Source organism: Nakamurella panacisegetis (assembly GCF_900104535.1).
Classification (GTDB): Bacteria; Actinomycetota; Actinomycetes; order Mycobacteriales; family Nakamurellaceae; genus Nakamurella; species Nakamurella panacisegetis.
Window position 1 is genome coordinate 4,722,976 of the sequence record NZ_LT629710.1, and the last position, 23,879, is coordinate 4,746,854.

Here is a 23,879-nt window from a genome sequence, read left to right on the forward strand (position 1 = left end):
GCGCCTCCGTCTGTAGGGATGTGACCGCCTGTGGGGATGTGACCGCCGGCGACTGGCCGTACCCGGAGAACGCCGGATCGGCCGAAGTCGTTCAAACGCACCGAGGAGGTGGCAGTTGCCCGCCCAGGCCCGTGCCTTCTGGCTGAGCGAACCGGGAACCGGCGAGATCCGGGCGGTCGAACTGGCGGCGGCCGGCCCGGGCGATGTCGTCGTCCGCACCCTGTTCTCCGGGGTGAGCCGGGGAACCGAATCGCTGGTCTTCCGTGGCCGCGTTCCGGTCGCCCAGTTCCAGGCGATGCGGGCGCCGTTCCAGGACGGGGATTTCCCGGGGCCGGTGAAGTACGGCTACCTGAACGTCGGCGTCGTCGAGTCAGGTCCGCCGGACTTGTTGGGGCGGAACGTGTTCTGCCTGTATCCGCATCAGACCCGCTACGTGGTGCCGGCCGCGTCGGTGTTCGTCGTGCCCACGGATGTGCCGCCGCGTCGCGCGGTGCTGGCCGGGACGGTGGAGACGGCGATCAACGCCTTGTGGGATGCGGCCCCGTTGATCGGCGACCGCATAGCGGTGATCGGGGCGGGCATGGTCGGGTGCTGCGTGGCCCGGTTGCTGTCCCGGTACCCGGGGGTCGCGGTCACGCTGGTCGACATCGACCCCGGTCGGGCTGTGGTGGCGGCCGCGTTGGGTGCGGAATTCGCCCGGCCCGAGGACGTCACCGGCTCCTACGACCTGGTTGTGCACACCAGCGCCACCTCAGCCGGTCTGCAGCTGGGGATCGACCGGTTGGCCAGGGAGGGAACGGTGATCGAGCTCAGCTGGTACGGCGATGCCGAGGTGCGGCTCGCCCTGGGCGGCGCCTTCCACACGGGCCGGCTGGCCGTGCGGGCAAGTCAGGTCGGCGTGGTGGCACCGTCCCGCCGGGCTGGCCGTACTCCGGCCGATCGGCTGCGCCTGGCATTGGAGTTGTTGCGCGACAGCGCGTTCGATGCGCTGCTGACCGGCTGGTCACCGTTCGCTGATCTACCCGCCGTGATGGCCCGGCTGGTCGACGGCGACCTGCCGGCCATCTGCCACACCATCACCTACGACCGAGAGCAGGCCACGTGTTCAGTGTGACCGTCCGCGACCACATGATGATCGCCCACAGCTTCCGCGGTGCCGTCTTCGGCCCGGCCCAACGACTGCACGGCGCGACGTACGTGGTCGACGCCACGTTCCGCAGCCCGGTGCTGAACTCCGACGACATCGTGGTCGACATCGGTCGGGCCGCGCAGGAGCTGCAGGCCGTGGTGGGCGAACTCGGATATCGCAATCTCGACGAGGAGCCCGATCTGGCCGGCGGCAACACCACCACCGAGGTGCTGGCCAGGGTGATCGCCGACCGGCTCGCCGATCGTGTGCGCGCGGGCCGGTTCGGCGGCGGCACGGAGAATCTGGACGGCGTGACGGTGACCCTGCGCGAGTCGCACATCGCCTGGGCGAGCTACGAGCGACCGTTGTGACGGTGGCCGATCCGGCGGTGCTCAACGGGCGGTCGGACAGCGTCCGCGGGGGCGAGGTCGCCCGGCACGTCGTCGACGTCATCGTTCCGGCCGGCATCGACGATCCGCGGCGGCCCAGCGGCGGCAACCGGTACGACCGGAGGGTCTGCGACGGCCTGCGGGGGCGGGGCTGGCAGGTGCGCGAGCACGCCGTGCCCGGCCGCTGGCCGCAACCCGAGGACGACGCCTTCCGTGCCCTGGCCGAGGTGATGGCCCGGTTCCGGGACGGGGCGGTGCTCCTGATCGACGGGCTGATCGCCTCGGCCGCCCCGGATGTGTTGTTGCCGCACGCCATCCGGCTCCGGCCGGTGGTCCTGGTCCACATGCCGGCGGCCGACCGCAGCGCCGCGGCCGCCGAGCGGGAGCACGCCGTGCTGCAGACCGCCGCCGCCGTGATCACGACGAGCCATTGGACCCGCCACGACCTGCTCCGCCGGTACGGCCTGGGCCCGGCGCTGGTCCACGTCGCCCACCCCGGTACCGATCAAGCCGTTCCGGCTTCCGGATCAGTCCGCGGCGGCCGGCTCCTGTGCGTGGGCGCGGTGATCCCGGGCAAGGGACACGACGTGCTGTTCGAGGCATTGGCCGGCCTCGGGCCGCGAGCGTGGACGTGCACCTGCGTCGGCGCGCTGGACATCGAACCGGGCTTCGTTCATCGGCTCCGCCGGCAGTTGCGCGGCGCCGGACTGGGCGGACGCGTTCGATTCACCGGCCCGCTGGGTGAACCTGAGTTGTCGGCGGCCTACGCGGACGCTGACCTGCTGGTGCTGGCCTCGGCCGCTGAGACCTACGGCATGGTGGTCGCCGAAGCGCTGGCCCGAGGCCTTCCGGTGGTGGCGACCGCCGTCGGTGGACTGCCGGAATCGTTGGGCCGGGCGAAGGACGGCACGGTCCCCGGAATCCTCGTCCCGCCGGCCGACCCGCGCCCGCTGAGCGCAGCGATCGACCATTGGCTGGGCGATCCCGGGCTGCGGGAGCGACTGCGCCACGCGGCCGGGCAGCGCCGGGAAACGTTGGCCGCCTGGTCCGACACGGTCGCGAAGATCTCGGCCGTGCTGATCAGGGCGGGCGCGTGAGGGGCGGCCGGGTGGCCGGCGCCGCCATCCTCGCACTGTTGGTGTGGCGCCTTGGCACCGGACCGTTTCTGGACGGACTTGCCGGGATCGACGTCGGGCCGCTCGCGCTCGCGGCCGGGATCACGGCCATCACCACCGCCGCGGCGGCCTGGCGCTGGACCCTGGTCGCGCGTGGCCTGGGCCTGACGATCCGGCCGCGGGACGCGATCGTGGCCTACTACCGCTCACAGTTCCTCAACAGTGTTCTGCCCGGCGGCGTGCTCGGCGACCTGCACCGCGGTCTGCGGCACGGACGTCGAACCGGTGACGTCGGCCGTGGACTCCGGGCCGTCGGCTGGGAGCGTGGCGCCGGCCAGGTCGTGCAGATTGCCGTGGTGCTGGTCGTTCTCCTCGTGCTGCCGTCACCGGTGCCCCACTGGCTGCCGTTGACCGGGGTGGCCGCCGTCTCGGCCGTCCTGATCTCGATCGCCCGCCTGGTGCGGCGGCCCGACAAGGAGGACACCCGCCACCCGAGCCTGCGCCGGGCCGCGGACGAGATCCGCGACGGCATCCTGGCCCGGCCGGCATGGCCGGGCATCCTGCTGGCCTCCCTGGCGGTGGTGGCCGGGCACGCCGCCGTGTTCCTCGTGGCCTGCCGGACGACCGGGGTGACGGCACCCGTTGGTCGGCTGCTCCCGATCGGGCTGCTCGTGTTGCTGGCCATGGGGTTGCCGACGAACGTCGGCGGGTGGGGCCCGCGCGAGGGCATGGCGGCCTGGATGTTCGCGCTGGCCGGGTTCGGGGCGAGCACCGGCGTGGGCGTCGCCGTGGCCTACGGCGTCTTGTCCCTGGCCGCGACCCTGCCCGGCGCGGTGCTGTTGTTCGCCGACCGGAGGGGCCGCCCGGCGGCGGAACCGGTTCGTACGCAAGCTGTCTCCGCGAAAGGGGATACCGATGGTGGCTGATCGTCCGTACACCGTCCTGAGCTGCTGCATGTCCATCGACGGGTACCTGAGCGGGCCGTCCGATGTCCGGTTGCTCTTGTCCAACCCGGACGACCTGGATCGGGTCGACGAGGTCCGCTCGACGTGCGACGCGATTCTGGTCGGCGCGCGCACCGTCCGGGTAGACAACCCGCGATTGCTGCTGCGGGATCCCGCCCGGCGGGCTCGGAGAGTGGCCCGGGGCCTGGCTCCGTCCCCGGCCAAGGTCACCGTGACCGCCGGCGCGCACCTGGATCCGGCGGCCGGGTTCTTCACCTCCGGTGACGGAGAGAAGCTCGTCTATTGCGCCAGTCCGTCCCTGGGGAAGGCGCGCGGCCGGTTCGGGTCGTTGGCCACCGTGATCGACGGGGGCTCGGCCGTGAACATGTGCCGGCTGAGCCACGACCTGCACGATCGCGGGATCGGGCGACTGCTGGTCGAAGGGGGTGCAAGCATCCACACCCAATTCCTGACCGCCGATCTGGCCGACGAACTCGATGTGGCGGTCGCGCCCTTCTTCGTCGGGGACTCGCGGGCGCGCCACTTCGTCGGTGACGGCCGGTTCCCCTGGCACCCCGGACACCGGGCGACGCTGGCCGAGGTCCGGCAGGTCGGCGACGTCGCGCTGATGCGGTACGCGCTGTCCGACCGGTTCGAGACGTCGACCGAGCGGATCCCAGTGAATAGCTTGGGCGCTCGATTTGCATAGTTAGACGTCTTGAGCGTGGTCCGCCCGTCTTGTCTACTTGGAACCGGTAGAGCAGCCTGCCGACAGCAGTCTCCGCATTTCCGAAGGGACCACGCCGTGGACATCAACTCCACCGCTTCGTCGTACGAGCTCACCACCGCCGCACAGCAAGACGCACTCGACCGGTTGATCACGGCCAGAACGTCCGGTTCGGAGTCGGCCATCCGGTCGGCCGAACACGCGGTGATCTCCACCCATCTCGCCTTCGCCACCGCCCTGGGGCGGCGCTACCGCGGTCGCGGGGTCGACCAGGACGATCTGCAGCAACTGGCCCGGCTGGGACTGGTCAAGGCGGTCAAGCGATGGCTGCCGGATGTCGGCAACGACTTCGCCCCGTACGCGTACCCGACCATCCTGGGTGAGATCAAGCGGTACTTCCGCGACCACAGCACCATCATCCGGGCCCCCCGGGGGCTCCGCGAGCTGCACACCGAGACCGACGCCGTCGCCGAGGGTCTGGAACAACGACTGGGCCGGCCGGCCAACGACCACGAACTGGCCGAAGCCGTCGGCGTCACCCCGCAGCGGATCCGCCAGCAACGGGCGGCGGTCCAGGCCTGCCGGTCACTGAGCCTCGACCTGCGTGCCGTGCAGGGCTCCGCCGACCAGGTGCCCAGCGAGTCGGCCGAGTCCGAGTTGGGGCGGGTGGAGAACCTGATGATGGTCCGTCAGGCCATCGTCGGCCTGACCGACCGGGACCGGCAGGTCCTGGCCCTGCGGTACTTCCAGGAGAAGAGCCAGGCCCAGATCGCCGCGGTCATCGGCGTCAGTCAGATGCAGGTCTCCCGGATCCTCCGCGGCATCCTGACCAAGCTCCGGGACGAGTTGGCCGACCGGCCGGCTCTCCAGTTGGCCAGCTGAGCCCGGCTCGGCCGGCTGATCCGGGCCCGAAACCGCGCCGGGTCAGTCGTGTTCGTGCCGCTGGAGCTGCCGACCGAGTTCGGCCTTCGTCATTCGCGAAATCCCCTTGATTCCAGCTCGTTTCGCGCGTTCGAGCAGCTGAGCCCGGGTGTTGCCCTCGACGTCGATGCCGCCGAAGGTCGCGCCCTCACCGCGGCGTTTGGCTGCCGTCGGCTTCTTGGACCGCTCGTCGGACGGGCCCTTCCGATCCTTGAGCTGCCAATGGTCCCCGACCTTCTCGGCGACGTGCTTCACCGAACTCCAGGCCGTCCGATGGGCCCGCTCCTCATCGCCGGCGTACTGCTGCTCGGCGTTGCTCAACGTTTCGACGTAGGTTCGACGTACCTTCGGGGCCGACCGCTCGACAGTGCCGGGGATCTCGGGTTCTTCGGTGGGCATCGCTGGTCTCCTCTCTCGGCCGGGACGGCTGCGAAGCACGGGGCATACGTGCCTCGGTCGTCGGCCGTGTCCGATCACGTCGACCCTCACGGTTCCCGACCAGGGCTCGGACCTAACCTCGCAGACCGGTGGCTGAGCGACCGTGGGGCCACCGACTCCGAATGAGGTCTTTCGACCCTGCCGACCGGACACCGCCTGTGCCTAACCTGATCTCAGTCGCCGGAGAGGGACATGCCGGTCGGGACGGATTCGGATCCCGGAATGTGACGAGGCAAGGAGTTTGACCATGTTGTCCGATCGCGAGCGGTCCGCTCTGACGCAGCTGGAACATGATCTACGGGAATCCGATCCGCGCTGGGCCGCATCGATGGCGCGTCGGCGACGTTCGGCCGTCCGACTGGGCCTGGCTGCGGTCCTCCTGGTCGTCGGTCTGGCCGGCCTGGTCGGCGGCGACATCTTGGCCGGAAGGATGGCGATCCCCGGAACCGCGCTGGCCGTAGCCGGTTTCGTCCTGATGGTGGGCGCGACCTGGATGCTCGGCTTCGGGTCTTCGTCGCTGCCGGCCGTGCTGCGGTCGTTGCGTCGTGGCGGCCGCACACCCACTGACACCCATTCGCGGCTCCGGTAGCCGCCGGTCGCCCCGGCCGTCCACCGCTCCGGATCGCCGGCTCACGCCGATCGATCGATGAGCGTCTCTCGTCCGCTGATCGTGGTGGCTGTGATGCGGACCCAATGCGGACGGGCCACGAACCGGACCCACGGGCGCAGTCCCAGTTTGTTCAACCGGGCGGTCACTTCCGCCGATTCCTCCCGCCGCGCCTGACCGGCGAACAGGACGCTCCAGGCCGCGCCGCGCTGCTCGTCCAACCCGTCGACCTCGAAGGCGACCGGCTGGCCGAGTTCCACGGCGGCCAGCAAGGATCCGGGATCGGTCAGGAACACGACCTCGTCCCCGTCCAGTTCGTGGTTGATCGGGAGGATCACCTGTTCGCCGTCCAGCACGAACGCGACCCGCCCCATCCGGGCGGATGCGATCCGCCGCAGGCACTCCTCCTTGTTCAGGATGAGCAGTCCGGCGTGGTCGAGCGGTGAGCCGACCGCCTTCACCTGGCCGTCGTCTTGCGGCGTGGCCCTGGTCGAGTGGGGGTGCGTCACGTTGATCCTTTCGGTCGTCCGGTCGAGGTGCGATGTCGGTTGCCCCACGGTCGGTTTCGGGTCGGTCACGCCCAGGGCGCGGTCGTCGCCATGGGCGCGGTCCAGGTGATGGTGGTGCCGGTGGGGCCGGTGGTGATGGTGCATCTGCCGTGGTGGTCGGTGGCGCGGGTGGTGAGGTTGTTCAGGCCGCTGCGGGTGGCGGTGGCCGGGATGCCGGTGCCGTTGTCGGTGATGGTGATGTGCAGGTCGGTGTCGACGGTGACGGTGACACTCAGTTCGCTGGCGTGGGCGTGGTGGACGACGTTGCTGACAGCTTCGCGGATGACGGCTTGGGCTTGTTCGGTCAGGGCCGGGTCGACGGTGTCCAGGGGGCCGGCGGTGCGGACGGTGGTCCGCAGGTCGGTGTCGGCGGTCAGTTCGGTGACGATGTTGTGGACGGCGGTGTGCAGTCGTAGTGGTTGGGCGGGGTCGGCGTGCAGGTCGAAGATGGCGGTGCGGATGTCGTGGATGACCTGTTGCAGGTCGTCAATGTGCTGCTGGAGCCGGGTGGCGACGATCGGGACCTTGACCCGGTGTTGGGTGCCCTGCATGGCCAACCCGATCCCGAACAACCGCTGAATGACCTGATCATGCAAATCCCGCGCGATCCGCTCCCGATCAACCAACACATCCAACTCCCGCCGCGCCGCCAACGCCTGCGCCCGCCCCAACGCCAACGCCGCCTGATCAGCAAACGCCGACACCAACTGCAACTCCTCCTCATCAAACCGCGCCGCCCCCGGCGACCGAATCGTGCACAACACCCCCGCCCGCGCCTCCCCATCCCCCAACGGCAACACCAACGCCGGACCAAACTGCCCCCCCAAATCAAACCGCAACCGCCCCACATTCCGCGGCGTCCGATCCACAAACACCTCCCCCGCCGTCGACCCCACCACCGGAATCCGCCGCCCCGTCACCGTGTCCGGCGCCAACCCCACACACAACGTCACCTCCAACACCGACCCATCATCCGGATCAGCCAACGCAATGAACGTGAACTGCGCCCCCGCCAACTCCCGCGCCCGCGACGCAATCAAAAACAACACCCGCCCCGGATCCGAACCCCCCAACAACTCCGACGTCACCTCCGTGATCGCCTCCAACCACCGCGCCCGCCGCACCCCCTGCTCAAACAACCGCGCATTCCCCACCGCAATCCCCGCCGCCGCCGCCAACACCTGCACCACCGACTCATCCTCCGCCGTAAACCCCACCCCACCCCGCTTCTCCGTCAAATACAACCGCCCAAACGTCGCCCCCTGCGCCGACACCGGCACCCCCAAAAACGACCGCATCGGCGGATGATGCACCGGAAACCCCACCGACGCCGGATGCACCGACAAATCCGCCAACCGCAACGGCTCCCCCTGCGAAATCACCACCCCCAACACCCCACCCCCCGTCGGCAACGGCCCAATCCGCTCCCGCGTCACATCATCAATCCCCTCATACACAAAATGAGACAACCCACCATCAACCCCCAACACCCCCAACGCCCCATACTCCGCCCCCACCAACTCCCGCGCCGCCCCCACAATCCGCCGCAACGTCACCTCCAAATCCAACCCCCGCGACACCGCCAACACCGCCGACAACAACGCCGACAACCGCGCCTCACCATCCACCCGCAACCCACCCAACACCCCCGACCCATCCCCATCCGCCGAACCGTCCCCACCCGCCGAACCATCCCCATCGCCGCCCTGCCCAACACCCCCGAACGGCACAGCATCCCCGAACGGCACATCACTCCGATCAGGGAAACCACGATCCAAATGGCCGGATGAATCACCCACCCCTCAACACTGACACAACCCTCACCACCGACGTATACGCCATAAGAGCGACCCTGAGAGGCAATCCGGCACGCCGGTCTACCCCATAAGGGTCGATGACACAGCGACCGGAGGAATCCGGCCCACTCACTCGAAAGAACGGAGCTGGGTGACGCTGCACCGGGTGGAGACTTTCGGCCCTACCCGTTGTCCGTCCGGTGTCCGACCCTTCTTCCATGATCGAAACGCTCGGACGTGCCGACCCGGGGCAGAGCCTCGTCGGCCGTCAACTCGCCGGCCCGACCGCACCCCCGCCGGACCTCGGGTCCATGGCCGGCGCAGGCGATCCAGCGGCCGCGGCCGAGCGTATCGCCGCCACCGCCGCGGCGTTGCGTACCCGGGACCGAATCGCCGCGCTGGAGGCCAAGGTGTGGGAGGCCGCCCTCACATGGTGTTCGGCCGCCGAATTCCTGGTCGCTCTGAGTGCGGGCGCGAACGGTTCGGTGACCGCGTACGGATTCGTCCCGTCCGAGGTGATCCGGGAAACCGTGACCGGCATGTGCCGGGCCTGGCCGGAAGTGACCAACGTGATCGATCAGCTGGCTTGCCTTCCGAGCCGGCGGCCACCCGAGTCAGCCGACTGGTCGCTCCGGCGATGACCAGCGGCCCCAGCCGCTTCGAGGGATCACCGGCGACGGGCCAACCGACCCCGATCAGGCGCCGGGATACCCCGTTCGGCCCGGGTCTCCCGATGGGCCGCTGGGCGGGCGTACCGATCCGCGCGCACCCGTCCGTGCTGCTCATGTTGGCCTTCTTCGCCTATTTCCTGGCCACCTCGGCCCTCCCGGCGGTCCGGTCCGGGCAATCCACGGCGGCCTACTGGTGGGTCGGCAGCATCACCGCGGCCGCCTTCTGGTTGACGTTGCTCGCGCATGAGCTGGCCCATGCCGTCACGGCCCGCCACTTCGGCATGAGGGTGGAGAGGATCACCCTGTGGGCCTTGGGCGGCCTCACCGAACTCCACGGCGAGCCCCCGTCGCCTCGCGCCGACGCTCTGATCGCCGGGTCGGGCCCGGCCGTCAGCCTGGTCATCGGTGGGGCCTGCGGCGCGGTGGCCTGGTGGTCGGGTACGTCGAGCCTGGCGGTGGCGGCCGTCGCCTGGCTGGCCGGCGCCAGCGTCTTTCTCGGGGTGTTCAATCTTCTCCCGGCCGCCCCTCTGGACGGCGGACGCCTGCTGCGGGCCTGGCTCTGGTGGCGTTCCCACGACCGGGCCAAGGCCGCGGTCCGAGCGACGTCCGCCGGCCGGGTGCTCGGCACCGCGCTGGTCGTTCTCGGCTTCCTCGAACTCCTCGCCGGTGGATGGGGCGGCCTCTGGCTCGCGCTGATCGGCTGGTTCATCGTCAGCGGCGCGGCCGGCGAGCGCTACGCGGTCAGTGCCGAGAAGCTGCGGACCCTGACGGTGCGCGAGGTGATGAGCCCGGCCCCGTTCGTCGTCGCGGATTGGTGGGCGGTCCAGCATCTGCTCGACCAGCTCCGTCTGGAGGACACCCATCAGGCCGCTTATCCGGTGATCGACTTCTCCGGCGCCGTCCACGGCGTCCTCACGCTTCAGGACCTGCTGCGCGTACCACCCGACCGGCGGGAAGGAACGCGGCTCCGCGACATCATCCGGCGTCCCGTGCTGCTCGTCTCACCGGACGTCTCGATGGCGGACCTGCTGCTGTCGCTGCATCTGCGGGGCGGTATGGCCGTGGTCGGCGAGAACGGCCGCCCGGTCGGCCTGGTCACGCCGGACGACCTGTCGCGGGCGGCCGCGCTGGCCGAGCTCGGCTGGCCGGCGAAGCATCCCGGGTCCCGGCCGGACGGTCCGCACACCGTGTAGGTCGTGCGGGACGTGGCCGGCAACGGGGATGCGACCGACCCCCGCGAGCGGCGCGCCGCGGGGACTTTCGCCTCTGGTCGTTGACGGTGGCCGGGTCCGACGATGAACGCGGGCCGGACATGCCAGGTCGGCCGCCGGCTATGGAGGGAAGAGCAGAGATGGGGTGGATTCGCGCGGTCGCGCTGGACCTGGACGGGACCATCGCGGCCGACGAGATCATCGCGTCGTCCATCCTGGACGCGATCAAGGATGCTCGCTACCGGGGAGTCCGTGTCGTGCTGGTGACCGGGCGAACGGCCGACTCGGTCGGCCGGCACTTCCCCGGACTGCTAGAGGACTTCGACGTCGCCGTGGTCGAGAACGGCGGCGTGCTGATCGCGGACGGCTGTCACCGCCTGTTGGGCGAACCGGTGGATCCGGCCTTGGTCGCCGCTCTCGCCGAGCAAGGGGTGCCGGTTCAGAGGGGTGAGCTGCTGGTCGCCGTGTCGGCCCAGCACGACGTGGCCGCTCTGCACGAAGTCGGCCGTCTCGGCCTGGACTGCACACTGCTCCGCAATCGGGCGGAGTTGATGATCGTGCCGAGCGGAATCTCGAAGGGAACCGGCCTGCTCGCAGCGCTCAACCTGCTCGGGCTGTCGCCGCACAACTGTCTGGCCGTCGGCGACGCCGAGAACGACCATTCCATGTTCGATCTCGCCGAACTGGCCGCAGCCCCGACCAATGCGATCCCGGCCGTACTGCACCATGCCGATCTGACCCTCGAAGCGGCCGACGGAGCCGGCGTGGCCGAACTTCTGGCCGGTCCGGTGATCCGCGGCGAACGACGCCCGACCTCCCGTCGCCGTCAGATGCGGATCGGTACGTTCCCGGACGGGACACCGGTTCGACTGCCGACCAGCCCGTCGACGATGGTGATCGCCGGCGGCAGCGGGCGCGGAAAGTCCTACCTGGCCGGTGTCGTCGCCGAGCAGCTCATCTCCGGCGGGTACCACGTCCTGCTGATCGATCCGGAGGGCGAGCAGTCCGCCCTGGAGGACGCGGCCGGGATGATGGCCCTGCGGGTCGGCGACCTCCAGGACGTCGCCCTGGCGGTCGACGCGCTGCGCTCCGGATCCAGTGTGGTACTGGATCTTTCGGGCACTGCGAAAGACGGCCTCGACGCCGTCCTGGGCGATCTTCTCGCCCGGGTCGTGCCGCTGCGCGCCGAGTTGGGATACCCGCAGTGGGTGATCATCGACGAGGCCCACAACCTGGCCGGACCGAACGGCCGGCTGCGCCCCCTGTTCGATCCGACGGCCGGCGGTCACTGCCTGGTCACCTTCCGGCCCGATCTCCTGTGCGCCGAGATCCTCACGGACGCGGACGTCATCATCTCCACCAGTCCGCCGATCGATCAGATGCTGGGTACCGCCGATCTCCCCGCCTCGGGTTTGCCCAAGGCCGTCACCGGGCAGGCCGTGCTGCTGCGGACCGACCGCGTGGAGCCGGGTCGTCCGTTCCAGGTGACCCAGCGATCGACCCACCACCGGCGCCACCGGCGCAAGTACACCGACCTGCCGCTGCCGCCGGGCAAGGGGTTCCGATTCCGCGGCCCGAACGGAGCCGGTCTGCCGGAGGCCAGGACGGTCGGCGAGTTCCGCGATCAGCTGGACGACGTCGACCCGGACACTCTGAACTGGCACCTGCGGCGCGGGGACCTGTCCCGTTGGGTCGGCGACGTGGTGCAGGACCGCGAGCTGGCGGTACACATCATCCGTCTGGAACACGAGTTGGCGGCGCGTCAGGCGGCCGACATCGCCTGGGCCCGCGAACAACTGGCCGACGCCGTCGATGCCAGGTACGGCGCCTGATGAGGCGCCCCATCCGCCCGTCGCGCGTCCGGCCGGCCGGCGTCAGGCCCGGGCGTGGCTCCTGATGTCACGGAACACCTCGGCCAGGGCCAGACGCGGAGTCGGTGCCAGCCGGGTGAAACTGGGCTTGGGCCATCCGGCGCGGATGATCATGTGGGTGAACTGGCCGGACGGCACCTCTCGGTCCAGGTACTCGCGGGTCGTGAAGGACTCCAGCGGTTGAGTGATCGGACAGGTGGCGAGGCCGATGGCCGATGCCTCCAGGAGCACCGCGCTGGTGGCCTCACCCGAGCGCATTCGTGCCCGGGGATCATCGGTCGGGCCGGCGAGCAGCAGGAGCTCGCCCGCATCTTCCTCCGTCGAGTTGCCCGGCCAGGTCAGCTCACCGGCCGGAAACGTCCGGTCCGCGTCGTGTCCGGTTCCCGCCGGCCGCACGCTACCCGGGATCCCGACGGTGTCGGGTAGGTGCTGACCGGCCCATCGGCGCAGCTCGTCCCGATAGCCGGGGTCACGCTCCTGCTGGAGTGCAGCCGCCCGGACGGCGGCCTCGAGGCGCTGGCGGCGCCGGCCGTCGGACACCTGGATCAACCCGGCCTGGTGACGGGCGGCCACCTCGCTCAGCACGTTCAGCAGGGAAGCCGGGATCTCCCACGAACTGTAGGGCCGGCGATCGGATCGCCGGACCGGGATCGCGGCCGCCCACCGGGCCTGCTCGGCCGTCGGCTCGGCCGCCCGGAACTCCAGCGCCGCCAGATGGTCCGGCTGGGAGGGGTCGGGGAACCGGGTCACCTTCGTGGCCCATCCGGCCGCGGCGAAGGCCACCCGGGCGTGGTGCAGAACAGCGCCGCAGCTGAGCAGCAGGTCCAGGCCCTCGGGGTCGGTGGCCCGGAGCCATCGGCGACGGTCCGCATGCAGGTGCAGCGAATTGTCCTGGAGGTCCCAGCGCCACGGCTGACTGTTGTGGATCGAGGGGGCGCGCTGCGCGAGCGTCAGGACGGTGGTCACCGTCTGGACGTCAGGCCTTGGTTGAGACATGGGAAACGACCTCCCGATCGACATGCTGGTAAGAGACCGCGTTCCCGGTGCCGCCGACCCAGCATCACGGCCGGCGTCGGTCCTGATGATGATGTTGGGCCTGCGCGCCGTCCCGGAACAGGGTCGAAGGTCCCGTCCCACAACCGGTTTCGACGAACCGGCGAGCTGGAGGGCTCGGCCGGAGCGACCCGGCGGGTGACAAGAGTCCTTTGTCCCCGCGATGACGACCTCGGCCTCTGGACCACCGATCGCGACGCGTCGGAGAATGATCCACCATCACAAACCGATCGGAGATCGACCCCATGACCAGAGCCCAGGACGCACCGTCAGAACACGCCGAGCGAACCGCCGTCATGCCGGACTCGTTGCGCGGCAGCGTCATCGTGGGCGTCGATGGTTCGCCGGCCTCGCTGGAGGCCATCCGGATGGGTCATCGTCTGGCCGGCGCTCTTGGACTGCCACTGTCGGCCATTCACATCTGGCACCCTTCCAGCCCGCTCCGGGTGCCACCCAGCTGGCATCCCCACGATGACGCGATGACCATGCTGGCGCACTCGGTTCGCGTTGCCTTCGAGCCGGAGCCGGCACCCGACGTGCAGTTGTTCGTCGAGCGGGGTGACGCCGCCTCGTCACTGATCGAATGCAGTGACGGTGCGGCGATGCTGGTCGTCGGCCGGAAGGCCACGCGGAGCGGACTGGGCGGGGCGTTGATGGGCTCGGTGAGTTCGGCCTGTGCGGCGCACGCCCGGTGTCCGGTGCTGGTCGTCCAGCAGCCCGGGGATGCGGACGGAAGCGCCTGATCCTTCCGGCGCACCGACCGTCGCGACCGGCTCGTCCGTCGCGACCGGCTCGTCCGGTCGGGACAGGTGTCCCACCGCGACGGGGTGCGTCTCCGGGGCCGGGGTCTCCGGACGGGCCAGCCCACGGAGTTCGACCGGGGTCAGCGACGACAGGATGCGACCGGTTCTCGGATCGCAGGTCAACATGGCGTCCACGCCGGCCGCATCCATCCGGTCGGCCAGAGCCGACAGCGTGGGTGCCGTGCCGAGGGCCTGGAGAAATCGTCCCCGGTTTCCGCCCGACTCACCGGAACTCGATGCCGCCATCTCACACCGTCCGGGTTCTGAGCATCGACTCGAGAGCGGCGATGCGTTCGGCGAGCGGCGGGTGGGTGTCGAACAGCCGATGCACGAAGCCCTCGTGATGTCGCAACGGGTCGCAGATGAACATCGAAGCCGTGGCGTGATTGACGCGCTTCAGTGGCGCCTGCGTCCGGTCCAGGTCCCGGAGCGCCCGCAGCAGCCCAGCCGGGTTCCGGGTGAGCTCGACCCCGCTGGCGTCGGCCATCGCCTCCCGGCGACGCGAGACGGCGAGCCGGATCAGGGGGCCGACCAGGAACCCGACGACGGCCAGCAGCGCCGAGGCGAGCAGGGTGATCGCCGTCACCTGGGCCGCGTTGCGCCCCTGCCCCCTGACCAGCACCGCCGTGCGCCAAAGGGTCGCCGACAGCAATCCGGCCAGCCCGATCATGGTGGCGACGATCAACAGCAACCTGGTGTCGAAGTTCTTGATATGACTCATCTCGTGGGCCAGGACCCCCTCCAGTTCCTCCCGGTCCATCACCGCCAGGAGGCCGGTCGTCACGCAGACCGCGGCGTGCTGGGGGCTGATCCCGGTGGCACACGCGTTGGGGGCCGGGTCATCGATCACGTAGACGGCGGGGGTCGGCAGGCCGTCGCCGATGGCCAGCGCCTCCACCAGGTCGCACAGCGCGGCGTAGCGGGCCGGATCGGCCGGCCGGGCTCCGGCCGTTGCCAGCACCAGGCGGGCACCGGAGACCAGACTGAACGCCGCGGCCGCGGCGGCGAAGACGGCGGCGACCACGATCCCGAAGACGACATCCGGCATCGCCGAGGTGTGTCCGGGCCGGGTGGAACCGGCGCCGACGAGCCAGCCGACCAGCGCTCCGACCCCGATCCAGATCAGCACGAAAAGGATGACATAGGCAATACTGCGGCGTTTGTTGCGCGCGATTTCGTGGTACATGGACCGACCGCTATCGCATCGGGCGGGGGTTCGAGGTTCCGAATTCCACGGACGGCACCGCCTGATCAGCCGGCTCGGCCTCGAAGTAGTCCAGCTCGGTGAAGCCGAACGGCTTGGCCAGCAAGAGATTCGGGAAGCTCTGGATGGCACTGTTGTAGTCCCGCGCGCTCGTGTTGTAGTAGCGACGCGCGTATTCCAGCTTGTCCTCGGTGGCCGTGAGCTGTTCTTGCAGGGCGATGAAATTCTCGGCCGCCCGGAGGGCCGGGTAGCCCTCGGCCACGGCGAACAGCGACCGCAGGGTGGATGTCAATGCGTTCTCGGCTGCCCCCACGACGGCGGGGTCGCCGGCGGCGCGGGCGCTGACCGCCGCGTTCCGGGCCTGCGTCACGGCTTCGAACGTGCCGCGCTCGTGGGCGGCATATCCCTGCACGGTCTGCACCAGATTGGGCACCAGGTCATGTCGCCGTCGCAGTTCCACCTCGATCTGCGACCACGCTTCGCGGGTGCGGTTGCGCCGGCGCACCAAGCCGTTGAACGCGATCACGGCACCGATGACGACCAACGCGGCCACCACCGCGATCACGATCCAGGTCGCCGTCACGGAGTGCTCCCTCGGCGGTCCTCATCGGCCATGTCGACCGGGCCGACCGAATGGACGCCGATGCCGGCGATCGTGGCCAACGGCCAGGGGCTCAACCAGTGTTCGTCCGCGGTCGGGTGAAAGGTCGAGGTGGGGCTGGTCAGATGACTGTCGACGTGGACCACTCCGGCGGTGACGGACACCGACTGCAGCAACGTCTCCAGCACTCCGGGTTCGGAGAGTTCCCCGCGCAGCGTGACCACCCCGTGGTCCACGTCGACCCGGACCTGCAACGGGTCCAGCAGGAAGGTGTCCCGGATGACGTCGTCCCGGAGGTGGTCCGCGATCTCCTGATCGGTGCGCAGGAACAGCCGGACCAGATCAGCCCGGCTCACGATCCCGACCAGACGACCGCGATCGTCCACCACCGGCAGCCGCTTCACCCGACGGGCGCCGGACAATCGCGCGACCGCCGGAACCGGATCCTCCGGACCCACCACGATCGCCGGCGCCGACATCAGCTCCCCGGCGGTCATCGCCCGTGCCTTCACCGACTGCGCCGCCGCCGCCGTGCCCGGAATCACGAACCGGCGGGACTGGTCGACGGTCGCCAGTTTGGCCAGCAGGTCCTGTTCGGAAACCACGCCGACCACGGCCCCGTCGGCATCGACCACCGGGACCGCACTCACCCCGGCCGAGGTCAACGCATCCACCACGGCCGCGAACGGCGCATCGACCGGCACCGACACCACGGACGTCGTCATCACGTCCTGGGCCCGCAGCCGGTCAACCGCCCACGAGTGTTCCGGCTGTCTCCGTCCGCCCGGCCCCGACGGATGGACACCATCGGACGCCGCCGCGGGCGGACCGTCCGGATGAGCACCGTCCGAACCCGCCGCCGACGCCGACTCGGCGGCCGACGCCGAGGCCCGGCCCACCGCCGCCAGGTACGACCGCAATGCCCGCTGCTGAGGTTCGCTGAACGCACCCGAGGCCAACGCGTCCAACGCCGACGCCTCGACCCTGGCCCTCTCCACCTGATCCGTCATCACCATCACGTTCCTCTCCTGCGACCCCGGACCGACACGAACCCCTCCACCACACCGACGGAGCGGTGCACCTGCCGAACTCCACCGCTCGCACCGATCACCGCGGACCAGGGAAGCGAGCGGCACCATCACCCGGCGGCGCGTGGATCCCGATCTCGTTCAGCACGACGTGCACATCGGGAACGCGCAACGCGGCCCGCGCGGCGAGCATGATCTCGACATTCGAGCGCGCCGTTCCGGCCAGGGTCACGGCGCCCTCGGACACGGACACCTCGATGCGTTCGTCATCCAGTTGCCGGACGGCGTGGAGCTTTTCCATGACGGCGCGTCGAGTGGTCGCCGCACCCGAGGTCGAGGTGTCGATCGGTGTCATGCCGGCCAATCTGCTCCGGACGGCCCCGAACAGCTAGGGCATTTGGTCCCCACCTTGTGGGTGGCCGTCGAGAATGCTGACCCGGATCGCACCGGGCACCCCCTCGGCCAGTACCTTGGCCACCTCACGATCGGATTCCTGGTTGAACTGGTCCCAGACGCTGACGTCGCCGTTCACCACCTGTACGGTCCAGCGGCCCCGGCCGCCCAGCACCCGCAGATGGGCCCGGACATCGTCGGCGATCTGTGCGTCGGAGCGGGTCAGCATCCGCAGGATGTCCCGTCGCGTGACGACGCCGACCAACCGGGTGCCGTCGACGATCGGCATCGAACGCCGGTGGCCCTGCAGCATCGCGCGGGCGACCAGCGACAGGTCGGCGTCGTCGCTGACGCCCACCACCGGACTGGTCATCACCTCGGACACCTTCCGCGCCGCCGGTTCAGCCGGGTCCGGTGCCGGCGTACCGTCGTCGAACCGGGAACCGACGACATCGGCCTCGGTGATCACGCCGACCAGTCCGCCGTGGGCGTCGACGACCGGGAGTGCCGAGAATCCGCGGCGCACCAGGATCGAGGCCGCCTCGGCCAGCGGCGTGTGCGGTCGAACGGTGACCACGTTGCGGGTCATCACATCACGAGCGTGCACGTTCGTTCACCCTTCCGGCCCCACCCGCCGAGAGCCTCTCCCCCGGGTCGGCCACGTCCCTCATCGGCGCTTTCCCACCTTGTCGCGCTCCCGCCAGATCAGCCGGTGCACACCGAGATATCTCGGGAGGGACCGGAGACCGGGGATGACCGGAATGCAGATCAGCACCAGGGTCAGCAACATCATCAGACCCCAGACCAAAGCGTCGGCGTTGTCGGACGTCGAGAATGGTTTGACCTGGTACCAGAACGTGTAGAGCCACATCCAGGGCTGCCCCGGGTAGTTGCCGCTCTCGTTCATCATTCCCCACTGGTCGCCGCCGAGTTGCTCGGCCCTGGCCTGGTCCTCCAGGTAGGCGCCGTCGGCCAGCAGCAGCAGCGGGCGGGTCTGGTCGGTGCCGTAGAAGCTGTCATTGCCGGTGAGCATGCTCTCCAGGCCGCCGGACCGGGCCAGGACCAGGAACTGCGCGGCCATCACCGGCACCGGCCCGTAGTCGCCCGCCGCCACGGACGCCGGATCACCGTTCGGCGCCGCGGCCAGGGCATCGGAGTACGCGCCGGCCCACGTCGTTCTTTGCGAGTCGGTGGCGCCGGACCAGGCCGAGAGAGCCGCCGTCAGGGCCGGAACTCCGCTGACGTGCTGCAAGGGGGTCACGACGAGGTCCTGGGCGCTGTCGACCGGGATGGTCACGCCGGCCCACTTCTGCAGGCTCAGTGGGCCGAGTTTCTGACCCGAGGAGGCCGAATTGTAGGGGGGCCCGTAGCTCGCGCTGGTGCTCGTTCCGGCCAGTTCGGCCGCCGCCGTGGCCACGACGTCGTCCGGCGCCTGTTGGGCCCAGGTGGCCAGGGTGATCGATTCCCGGTCGGGTGAGGAGAAGATCGCGGCCAGTGCCACGGTGAGCAGGCCGACCACGACCAGCGCGACGACGAATTCCTTGACCAGGTCGTACGGCCGGGTCGGGAACAGGTGCGAATCGGGAGTCCGGTCCCGGCGCGGCCGGGCCGGGGCGCGGGTGGTCATGACCGCTCCTGCATCGACGCGTCGGTCCGCTCGGGGCCGTCCGGCCCCGCGTAGTCGGCCGGTTCGGCATCGAACGGCGGGACAACGCCGTGCCGCCGGACCAGCAGGATGTGCAGGCCGACGAGCACACCGACGGCCAGCGGTAGCAGCGTGACGTGCCAGAGCAGCATCTGCCCGGAGTTGAGCACATTGAATTCGCTGCCGATGCCCACAGCGTTGAGCCCGTCCTTCGCCTGCCCGGAGATCCATTGCGAGTCGAAGTTCGACTGGGAGAGATAGCCGGTGAAGGCCGTGCCGATCGAACCGACGAATGCGATCGCTCCGGTCGCCCAGGTCAGCGCGCGGTGCCCGCGCCACGCCGCCATGAAGAACTTGCCCCACAGGTGGATCACCATGAGCGCGAAGAACAGTTCAACGCTCCACAGATGGGTGGAGTTGACGAAGTGGCCAAGGCCGGAGCGATGCCACCACGCGGCTCCCTTGATCACCAGGACCACGCCCGACAGCACGACGTAGATCAGGGCGGCCAGCGAGCCGACCCCGAACACGTAGATCCACGAGTGCACGTACGCCGGTTGCCGGTCCGGCAGCCACTGCCCTTCCGGCACCATCCGGACGACCCGGCGGCGCAGCCCGGACGTCCAGTTGCCGCCGGTGACCTCGTCACCTCCGGTCATCGCCCACCTCCCGCCGGTCGGCCGAACTCGGGAACGGCAGCACCAGAGCGAGGACGAAGACGACGATCATGGCCAGGATGACCAGGAGATTCGCGAGGGATATCTGCACGACCCCCATTCGCAGATAGGTCGCGCCACTGCCCAACATCGTGGTCGTGTACATCGGTCACGCTCCCGGTCTCCCGTCGCCGTCGATGGAAGACTCCACCCGGTCGACGCCTGCTCGGCCACGTTCGCCTGTGATGACTCTGTTCCGTTCGGGCACTGGCCGATAGGGTCTTTGGTCCCCCCTGGTGATCCGGGACTTTGGTCTCTACTGACGCAGATCCGTTCTGGTGTCTGCTGTTTAGTGGCGGGCCACCGCCCGCGGACGTCCTCAGCGGCTGGAGGTTGATGCTATGACAGGCCGAATAGTGGTCGGCTGGACGGATTCGGCCGAGGCGCACGCCGCCCTGGACTGGGCCGTCCATCAGGCTCTCCTCACCGGCCGGTCGGTGACCCTCGCCCACGAGATGACGCGTGGGGCGACCGGAACCGAAGACCCCGGAAACGCGTGGGAAGTCGAGGCCAAGGCCCGGAGACGGGTGGAGGCCATCCGGCGGACGGTTGTCGGCGAGTTCCCGGACCTCGAGTTCCAGCCGGTCGTCGAGTGGGGCGAGCCGGGAGCCGGCTTGCTGCGGTGGAGCCGATCGGCGGACATCCTCGCCGTCGGCGCCCCGCCGAATCGGCATCTGCGGATGCTGGGAGCCCTCACCGATCACCTCGCCGCGGCGGCCGAATCCCCCGTCGCGCTGGTTCCCCGGACGTGGCGCGGCAATTCCCGCGGCGCCCGTACTGTCGCGGTCGGAGCGACCAGCAGCCCGGGGGGTCGCGCCGCACTGAAATTCGCGTCGCACGAAGCGATCCGGATGACGGCCTCGCTGGTGGCCGTCATCGGTGCGGACCGGCACTCGGAGCAGGCGCGAGCCATTCTGCAGAACCTGGAACACGTCGAGAACGAATGCCCTGGCCTGCCGATCGAGATCCATTGGGAGAAAGGCGATGTCGCACCGGCGTTGATCCGGATCTCGCAGACGTCCCAGATCGTCGTCCTGGGCACGCATCACAGTCCCGATCGTTGGTCCATCCGCCTCGGGCCGGTCACCGATCTGGTCCTGGGCCACACCGCCTGCCCGGTCATCACCGTCGCCCGCCTGCGCGCACGAAGCGACACCGAGCTGGTCGGATCCGGGTGACACCGGCCGGACCGACATCGGGCGCGGGACAGCCTCGCTGAGCGGTTCCCCCACCTGAACAGACGGCCCGGCGCCGACCGGCGCCGGGCCGCTACCCGGCCGAATGGGCCGATGGGTGCGTCAATTCGCGGTGACCGATGCCCCGGACGCCGGGGAATCCACCGGGCTCGGCGGCTCACCGAGCGCGGCCAGCACCAAGGACAGCCGATGGCCCGCATCCTCCGCCATCGGCAGCAGAGCCGGATTGTTGGTCAGCGAAATCATCACGCTCGGATCGAGGATCTGAACCTGGGTCCGCGCGCCGTTGATCTCCTGCACCGTCACGTTGCAGGGCAACAGAAGTCCGATCGACGGCTCGGCCTCGAGGGCCGCACCGGCCAGTTGCGGGCGGCAGGCGCCGAGCAGAAGCTGGCGCGGGATGGTCATCCCGATCTTCTCGGCCAGCACCTTCTGCAGGTCGATCGTGGTGAGGACGCCGAAACCTTGCTCGGCCAACGCGTTCACCGTGCGGGTCACGGTGTCGTCGAACGAATCGCTGACCGTGACCGAGAGTGCATAGCTCATCGTGATGCTCCTTGCTTCGACAGGCGGTTTGGGGGCCGATCGGCACCCGATCTTCTTCTCGGATCGGCCGATTCCAGCAGTATTCGCCATTCGGCGGTGCTGATGGTCTTCCGGACCGCGTCGACGGCATCCGGATTGACCGAGATGGACGTGATGCCGAGGCGGACCAGGTGCTCAGCGAATTCGGGGCGGTTCGACGGTGCCTGACCGCACAGCGAACTCGTGATGCCGGCGTCCTGACAGGCCCGCACGATGCGTTCGATCGCGTCCAGCACCGCCGGATCGGCCTCGTCGAACAGCTCGGCGCAGATCTCCGAATCGCGATCCACCCCCAGCATCAGCTGGGTGAGATCGTTGCTGCCGATCGAGACCCCTTCCACGCCCATCTCGGCGTAGGTCGGGATCCAGTAGGCGACCGAAGGTACCTCCGCCATCACCCAGATCGGCAGGGCACGGGCGGTCGGATGGGCCGAGATCAGGTCGAGGCACTGCCGGAGTTCCCACGCCGTCCGGACGAACGGAATCATCAGGCGCAGATTCGGTGTCTGCGCGGCGACCTGCCCGAGGACGTCCAGCTCCAACTGGAACAGGTCGGGTTGCCGGACATACCGGTAACAACCGCGATACCCGATCATCGGATTCTGTTCCTCGGGTTCGAATCGATCCCCGCCCTCGAGGCCGCGGAATTCGTTCGACCGGAAATCGATGCTGCGGTAGACAACCGGACGAGGCGCGAAGGCCCGGGTGATCCGCAGCAGCGATTCGGACATGGCGGTGACGAATGCGCCCGTCTCGCCGCGCTCCATGAGCAACCGGGGATGCACCCCCTTCAGCGCATCGGCCACCATGAACTCCGCTCGCAGCAGGCCGACCCCGTCGACCGGGAGTGCGGCGACCTGTTCGGCGTGTTCGGCGACGGAGAGATTGGCGTAGACCCGCGTGGCCGTCGGGCCCTCCTCGGTCCGTGACGGTGCCGCCGCGGCAGCCGCCCCGGCATCGGCCGGACTCCGACCTTCGTCGACGACCCCCTCGTAGACCTCGCCGCGCTTGCCGTCCACCGTCACCAGTTCACCGTCGCGCAGCGTGGTGGTGGCGTTGCGGGTCCCCACGACACACGGCACCCGAAGCTCGCGGGAGACGATCGCGGCGTGGCAGGTCAATCCCCCGCCGTCAGTGATGAGCGCTGCCGCCCGGCGCATGGCCGGCACCCAGTCCGGGCTGGTCATCGACGCGACCAGCACCTCGCCGTCCTTGAGTTGGTCGCCCTGGTCCGGCGAGGACAGGACCCGTACGACCCCGGAGGCGCGGCCCGACGACGCGGCCAGTCCGCGGACCAGCACCCGGTGGGGCACCGCCTTCGGCTCGGCCCCGCGATCGCGCAGGGTGGTGATCGGCCGCGACTGCACCAGATAGGTCCGTCCACCGGCCTTCGCCCATTCGATGTCCTGGGGCGATCCGTAGTGGTCTTCGACGGCCGTCGCCAGCCGGGCGAGTTCGGCGACCTCCTGGTCGCTCAGCACCCGGCGGGCCCCCTCGTCCGGGCTCAACGACAGCGTCTGGTCGGTACCGTCCGGACCCTGAACGATCATCCGGGTCTGGTGGCCGACCCGGACGCTGAGAATCTTGGGGCCGTCCTTGAGGACGACATAGGTGTCCGGCTCGACCATCCCGCTCACGATGGCCTCGCCCTGTCCGAACACCGCCTCGATCACCATGCGGTCCAGCAGATCGGTGGACGGGTCGGCCGTGAAGATGATCCCCGAGGATTCCGACGGGATCATCAGCTGGACGATGACGGCGATCGAGGGTTCCTCGCTCACCCGTTCGGTGGCCCGGTAGGAGATCACGCGCTCGCTGTACAACGACGCCCAGCAGTCGACGATACGGGCGAGCAGCTGCTCCTTCCCGCTGACGTTGGTGAAGGTGGCATTCATGCCGGCGAAGGAGTTGTCGGCGCCGTCCTCGGCCGTCCCGGACGACCGTACGGCCACGCGGGCGTCGTCGCCCAGAGCGCTGTACGCGGCGACGATACGCTCGGCCAGCGCCGGGGGAATCTTCGTGCGCAGCACCGCCGCGTGCGCCGCCCGGGCGGCCTCGGCCAGCGCGGCCGGATCGTCGGGATCGATCGTGGCCACCAACTGCCGCAACTCGTTTCGAGCCCCGGACAGCTCGATCGCCTCCAGGTAGGCGTCGCTGGTCACCACGAACCCCGGTGGCACGGGAAGACCGGCGCGCAGCAGTTCACCGAGGTTGGCGCCCTTCCCGCCCACGGATGGCACGTCGGCGAGGGTCACATCGTCGAGGGGGCGGACCACTGCCGCCATTGT

The 23,879-nt window shown here is 69.6% G+C and carries 26 protein-coding genes; 12 read left to right on the plus strand and 14 right to left on the minus strand.

The features are described 5' to 3' along the window. Positions 1-115: 115 nt before the first annotated feature. The 6 genes from BLS97_RS21285 to BLS97_RS21310 all read left to right on the plus strand — a co-directional run bounded on the left by BLS97_RS21285 (position 116) and on the right by BLS97_RS21310 (position 5,186). Positions 116-1,114 carry a zinc-dependent alcohol dehydrogenase gene (locus tag BLS97_RS21285; RefSeq protein ID WP_090480284.1) on the plus strand — a complete coding sequence of 333 codons (999 nt, stop codon included), beginning with the start codon at positions 116-118 and terminating at the stop codon, positions 1,112-1,114. Continuing rightward, entirely contained in the window at positions 1,102-1,500 is a 399-nt protein-coding gene (locus BLS97_RS21290; RefSeq protein WP_090480288.1) for a 6-pyruvoyl trahydropterin synthase family protein, read from the plus strand. The genes BLS97_RS21285 and BLS97_RS21290 overlap by 13 nt, the downstream gene beginning before the upstream one ends. A gap of 80 nt (positions 1,501-1,580) precedes the next feature. Next, a complete protein-coding gene (locus BLS97_RS21295; RefSeq protein ID WP_090482859.1) occupies positions 1,581-2,615 on the plus strand; it encodes a glycosyltransferase family 4 protein in 1,035 nt (344 codons plus the stop codon). Between the two features lie 11 nt (positions 2,616-2,626). Further along, positions 2,627-3,559: a lysylphosphatidylglycerol synthase transmembrane domain-containing protein gene (locus BLS97_RS21300; protein WP_231988241.1), complete on the plus strand. Its 933-nt coding sequence runs from the start codon at positions 2,627-2,629 to the stop codon at positions 3,557-3,559. Next, the gene (locus BLS97_RS21305; protein ID WP_090480294.1) at positions 3,552-4,286 is read left to right on the plus strand and encodes a RibD family protein; all 735 of its coding nucleotides are present in this window, start codon (positions 3,552-3,554) and stop codon (positions 4,284-4,286) included. The genes BLS97_RS21300 and BLS97_RS21305 overlap by 8 nt, the downstream gene beginning before the upstream one ends. A 96-nt stretch (positions 4,287-4,382) precedes the next feature. After that, a complete protein-coding gene (locus BLS97_RS21310) occupies positions 4,383-5,186 on the plus strand; it encodes a sigma-70 family RNA polymerase sigma factor (protein WP_157695598.1) in 804 nt (267 codons plus the stop codon). A gap of 42 nt (positions 5,187-5,228) precedes the next feature. Here the strand turns inward: BLS97_RS21310 and BLS97_RS21315 are convergent, their stop codons facing one another. Next, the gene (locus tag BLS97_RS21315; RefSeq protein ID WP_090480299.1) at positions 5,229-5,624 is read right to left on the minus strand and encodes a ChaB family protein; all 396 of its coding nucleotides are present in this window, start codon (positions 5,622-5,624) and stop codon (positions 5,229-5,231) included. Positions 5,625-5,910: 286 nt separating this feature from the next. Here BLS97_RS21315 and BLS97_RS21320 point away from each other — a divergent pair, with 286 nt between their 5' ends. Further along, positions 5,911-6,252, plus strand: coding sequence for a DUF3040 domain-containing protein (locus tag BLS97_RS21320; protein ID WP_090480302.1), 342 nt, complete (start codon positions 5,911-5,913; stop codon positions 6,250-6,252). A 41-nt stretch (positions 6,253-6,293) separates the two neighbouring features. On the opposite strand, the gene BLS97_RS21325 is transcribed toward BLS97_RS21320, so the two are convergent. Both BLS97_RS21325 and BLS97_RS21330 read right to left on the minus strand, forming a co-directional pair. Continuing rightward, a complete protein-coding gene (locus BLS97_RS21325) occupies positions 6,294-6,779 on the minus strand; it encodes a pyridoxamine 5'-phosphate oxidase family protein (RefSeq protein WP_157695599.1) in 486 nt (161 codons plus the stop codon). A gap of 65 nt (positions 6,780-6,844) precedes the next feature. Continuing rightward, entirely contained in the window at positions 6,845-8,446 is a 1,602-nt protein-coding gene (locus tag BLS97_RS21330) for a GAF domain-containing sensor histidine kinase (RefSeq protein ID WP_269457467.1), read from the minus strand. 386 nt (positions 8,447-8,832) lie between these two features. Here BLS97_RS21330 and BLS97_RS23295 point away from each other — a divergent pair, with 386 nt between their 5' ends. The 3 genes from BLS97_RS23295 to BLS97_RS21340 all read left to right on the plus strand — a co-directional run bounded on the left by BLS97_RS23295 (position 8,833) and on the right by BLS97_RS21340 (position 12,328). Further along, positions 8,833-9,255, plus strand: coding sequence for a hypothetical protein (locus BLS97_RS23295; protein ID WP_172832319.1), 423 nt, complete (start codon positions 8,833-8,835; stop codon positions 9,253-9,255). A gap of 92 nt (positions 9,256-9,347) precedes the next feature. Continuing rightward, entirely contained in the window at positions 9,348-10,478 is a 1,131-nt protein-coding gene (locus BLS97_RS21335; RefSeq protein WP_172832320.1) for a site-2 protease family protein, read from the plus strand. Between the two features lie 158 nt (positions 10,479-10,636). After that, complete coding sequence (locus tag BLS97_RS21340) at positions 10,637-12,328, plus strand: HAD family hydrolase (protein WP_172832321.1); 1,692 nt, start codon at positions 10,637-10,639, stop codon at positions 12,326-12,328. Between the two features lie 42 nt (positions 12,329-12,370). Here the strand turns inward: BLS97_RS21340 and BLS97_RS21345 are convergent, their stop codons facing one another. Further along, positions 12,371-13,363: an Acg family FMN-binding oxidoreductase gene (locus tag BLS97_RS21345; protein WP_157695602.1), complete on the minus strand. Its 993-nt coding sequence runs from the start codon at positions 13,361-13,363 to the stop codon at positions 12,371-12,373. A gap of 302 nt (positions 13,364-13,665) precedes the next feature. On the opposite strand from BLS97_RS21345, the gene BLS97_RS21350 reads away from it, so the two are divergent. Further along, complete coding sequence (locus BLS97_RS21350) at positions 13,666-14,163, plus strand: universal stress protein (RefSeq protein WP_090480317.1); 498 nt, start codon at positions 13,666-13,668, stop codon at positions 14,161-14,163. Between the two features lie 307 nt (positions 14,164-14,470). Here BLS97_RS21350 and BLS97_RS21355 read toward each other — a convergent pair whose 3' ends face one another. The 8 genes from BLS97_RS21355 to BLS97_RS23115 all read right to left on the minus strand — a co-directional run bounded on the left by BLS97_RS21355 (position 14,471) and on the right by BLS97_RS23115 (position 19,916). Continuing rightward, entirely contained in the window at positions 14,471-15,409 is a 939-nt protein-coding gene (locus BLS97_RS21355; protein ID WP_090480320.1) for a M48 family metallopeptidase, read from the minus strand. Between the two features lie 10 nt (positions 15,410-15,419). Next, positions 15,420-16,010, minus strand: coding sequence for a LemA family protein (locus BLS97_RS21360; RefSeq protein WP_197676304.1), 591 nt, complete (start codon positions 16,008-16,010; stop codon positions 15,420-15,422). Further along, positions 16,007-17,038, minus strand: a complete 1,032-nt coding sequence (locus BLS97_RS21365; protein ID WP_172832322.1) for a CBS domain-containing protein — start codon at positions 17,036-17,038, stop codon at positions 16,007-16,009. Before BLS97_RS21365 ends, BLS97_RS21360 begins: the two co-directional genes overlap by 4 nt. A 97-nt stretch (positions 17,039-17,135) precedes the next feature. Continuing rightward, entirely contained in the window at positions 17,136-17,411 is a 276-nt protein-coding gene (locus tag BLS97_RS21370; RefSeq protein ID WP_090480324.1) for a BON domain-containing protein, read from the minus strand. A gap of 33 nt (positions 17,412-17,444) precedes the next feature. After that, positions 17,445-18,056, minus strand: a complete 612-nt coding sequence (locus tag BLS97_RS21375) for a CBS domain-containing protein (RefSeq protein ID WP_090480327.1) — start codon at positions 18,054-18,056, stop codon at positions 17,445-17,447. 60 nt (positions 18,057-18,116) lie between these two features. Continuing rightward, a complete protein-coding gene (locus BLS97_RS21380) occupies positions 18,117-19,076 on the minus strand; it encodes a hypothetical protein (RefSeq protein ID WP_090480330.1) in 960 nt (319 codons plus the stop codon). Further along, positions 19,073-19,753 carry a cytochrome b N-terminal domain-containing protein gene (locus BLS97_RS21385; protein WP_090480333.1) on the minus strand — a complete coding sequence of 227 codons (681 nt, stop codon included), beginning with the start codon at positions 19,751-19,753 and terminating at the stop codon, positions 19,073-19,075. Before BLS97_RS21385 ends, BLS97_RS21380 begins: the two co-directional genes overlap by 4 nt. After that, a complete protein-coding gene (locus BLS97_RS23115; RefSeq protein ID WP_157695604.1) occupies positions 19,740-19,916 on the minus strand; it encodes a hypothetical protein in 177 nt (58 codons plus the stop codon). Before BLS97_RS23115 ends, BLS97_RS21385 begins: the two co-directional genes overlap by 14 nt. Positions 19,917-20,151: 235 nt before the next feature. Here BLS97_RS23115 and BLS97_RS21390 point away from each other — a divergent pair, with 235 nt between their 5' ends. Further along, positions 20,152-20,988 carry a universal stress protein gene (locus BLS97_RS21390; protein ID WP_090480336.1) on the plus strand — a complete coding sequence of 279 codons (837 nt, stop codon included), beginning with the start codon at positions 20,152-20,154 and terminating at the stop codon, positions 20,986-20,988. A gap of 120 nt (positions 20,989-21,108) precedes the next feature. Here BLS97_RS21390 and BLS97_RS21395 read toward each other — a convergent pair whose 3' ends face one another. Next, positions 21,109-21,552: a DUF302 domain-containing protein gene (locus BLS97_RS21395; protein ID WP_090480339.1), complete on the minus strand. Its 444-nt coding sequence runs from the start codon at positions 21,550-21,552 to the stop codon at positions 21,109-21,111. Further along, positions 21,549-23,876 carry a phosphoenolpyruvate synthase gene (ppsA, locus tag BLS97_RS21400; protein ID WP_090480341.1) on the minus strand — a complete coding sequence of 776 codons (2,328 nt, stop codon included), beginning with the start codon at positions 23,874-23,876 and terminating at the stop codon, positions 21,549-21,551. The genes BLS97_RS21395 and ppsA overlap by 4 nt, the downstream gene beginning before the upstream one ends. Positions 23,877-23,879: the final 3 nt, after the last annotated feature.

Bases quoted from the DNA above. Each gene is read 5' to 3' on its own strand.
- ppsA (WP_090480341.1), bottom strand. From the start codon at position 23,876: ATGGCGGCAGTGGTCCGCCCCCTCGACGATGTGACCCTCGCCGACGTG.
- BLS97_RS21370 (WP_090480324.1), bottom strand. From the start codon at position 17,411: ATGACACCGATCGACACCTCGACCTCGGGTGCGGCGACCACTCGACGC.
- BLS97_RS21385 (WP_090480333.1), bottom strand. From the start codon at position 19,753: ATGACCGGAGGTGACGAGGTCACCGGCGGCAACTGGACGTCCGGGCTG.
- BLS97_RS21395 (WP_090480339.1), bottom strand. From the start codon at position 21,552: ATGAGCTATGCACTCTCGGTCACGGTCAGCGATTCGTTCGACGACACC.
- BLS97_RS21340 (WP_172832321.1), top strand. From the start codon at position 10,637: ATGGGGTGGATTCGCGCGGTCGCGCTGGACCTGGACGGGACCATCGCG.
- BLS97_RS21380 (WP_090480330.1), bottom strand. From the start codon at position 19,076: ATGACCACCCGCGCCCCGGCCCGGCCGCGCCGGGACCGGACTCCCGAT.
- BLS97_RS23115 (WP_157695604.1), bottom strand. From the start codon at position 19,916: ATGTACACGACCACGATGTTGGGCAGTGGCGCGACCTATCTGCGAATG.
- BLS97_RS21345 (WP_157695602.1), bottom strand. From the start codon at position 13,363: ATGTCTCAACCAAGGCCTGACGTCCAGACGGTGACCACCGTCCTGACG.
- BLS97_RS21365 (WP_172832322.1), bottom strand. From the start codon at position 17,038: ATGACGGATCAGGTGGAGAGGGCCAGGGTCGAGGCGTCGGCGTTGGAC.
- BLS97_RS21355 (WP_090480320.1), bottom strand. From the start codon at position 15,409: ATGTACCACGAAATCGCGCGCAACAAACGCCGCAGTATTGCCTATGTC.
- BLS97_RS21335 (WP_172832320.1), top strand. From the start codon at position 9,348: ATGGGCCGCTGGGCGGGCGTACCGATCCGCGCGCACCCGTCCGTGCTG.
- BLS97_RS21320 (WP_090480302.1), top strand. From the start codon at position 5,911: ATGTTGTCCGATCGCGAGCGGTCCGCTCTGACGCAGCTGGAACATGAT.
- BLS97_RS21350 (WP_090480317.1), top strand. From the start codon at position 13,666: ATGACCAGAGCCCAGGACGCACCGTCAGAACACGCCGAGCGAACCGCC.
- BLS97_RS21315 (WP_090480299.1), bottom strand. From the start codon at position 5,624: ATGCCCACCGAAGAACCCGAGATCCCCGGCACTGTCGAGCGGTCGGCC.
- BLS97_RS23295 (WP_172832319.1), top strand. From the start codon at position 8,833: ATGATCGAAACGCTCGGACGTGCCGACCCGGGGCAGAGCCTCGTCGGC.
- BLS97_RS21390 (WP_090480336.1), top strand. From the start codon at position 20,152: ATGACAGGCCGAATAGTGGTCGGCTGGACGGATTCGGCCGAGGCGCAC.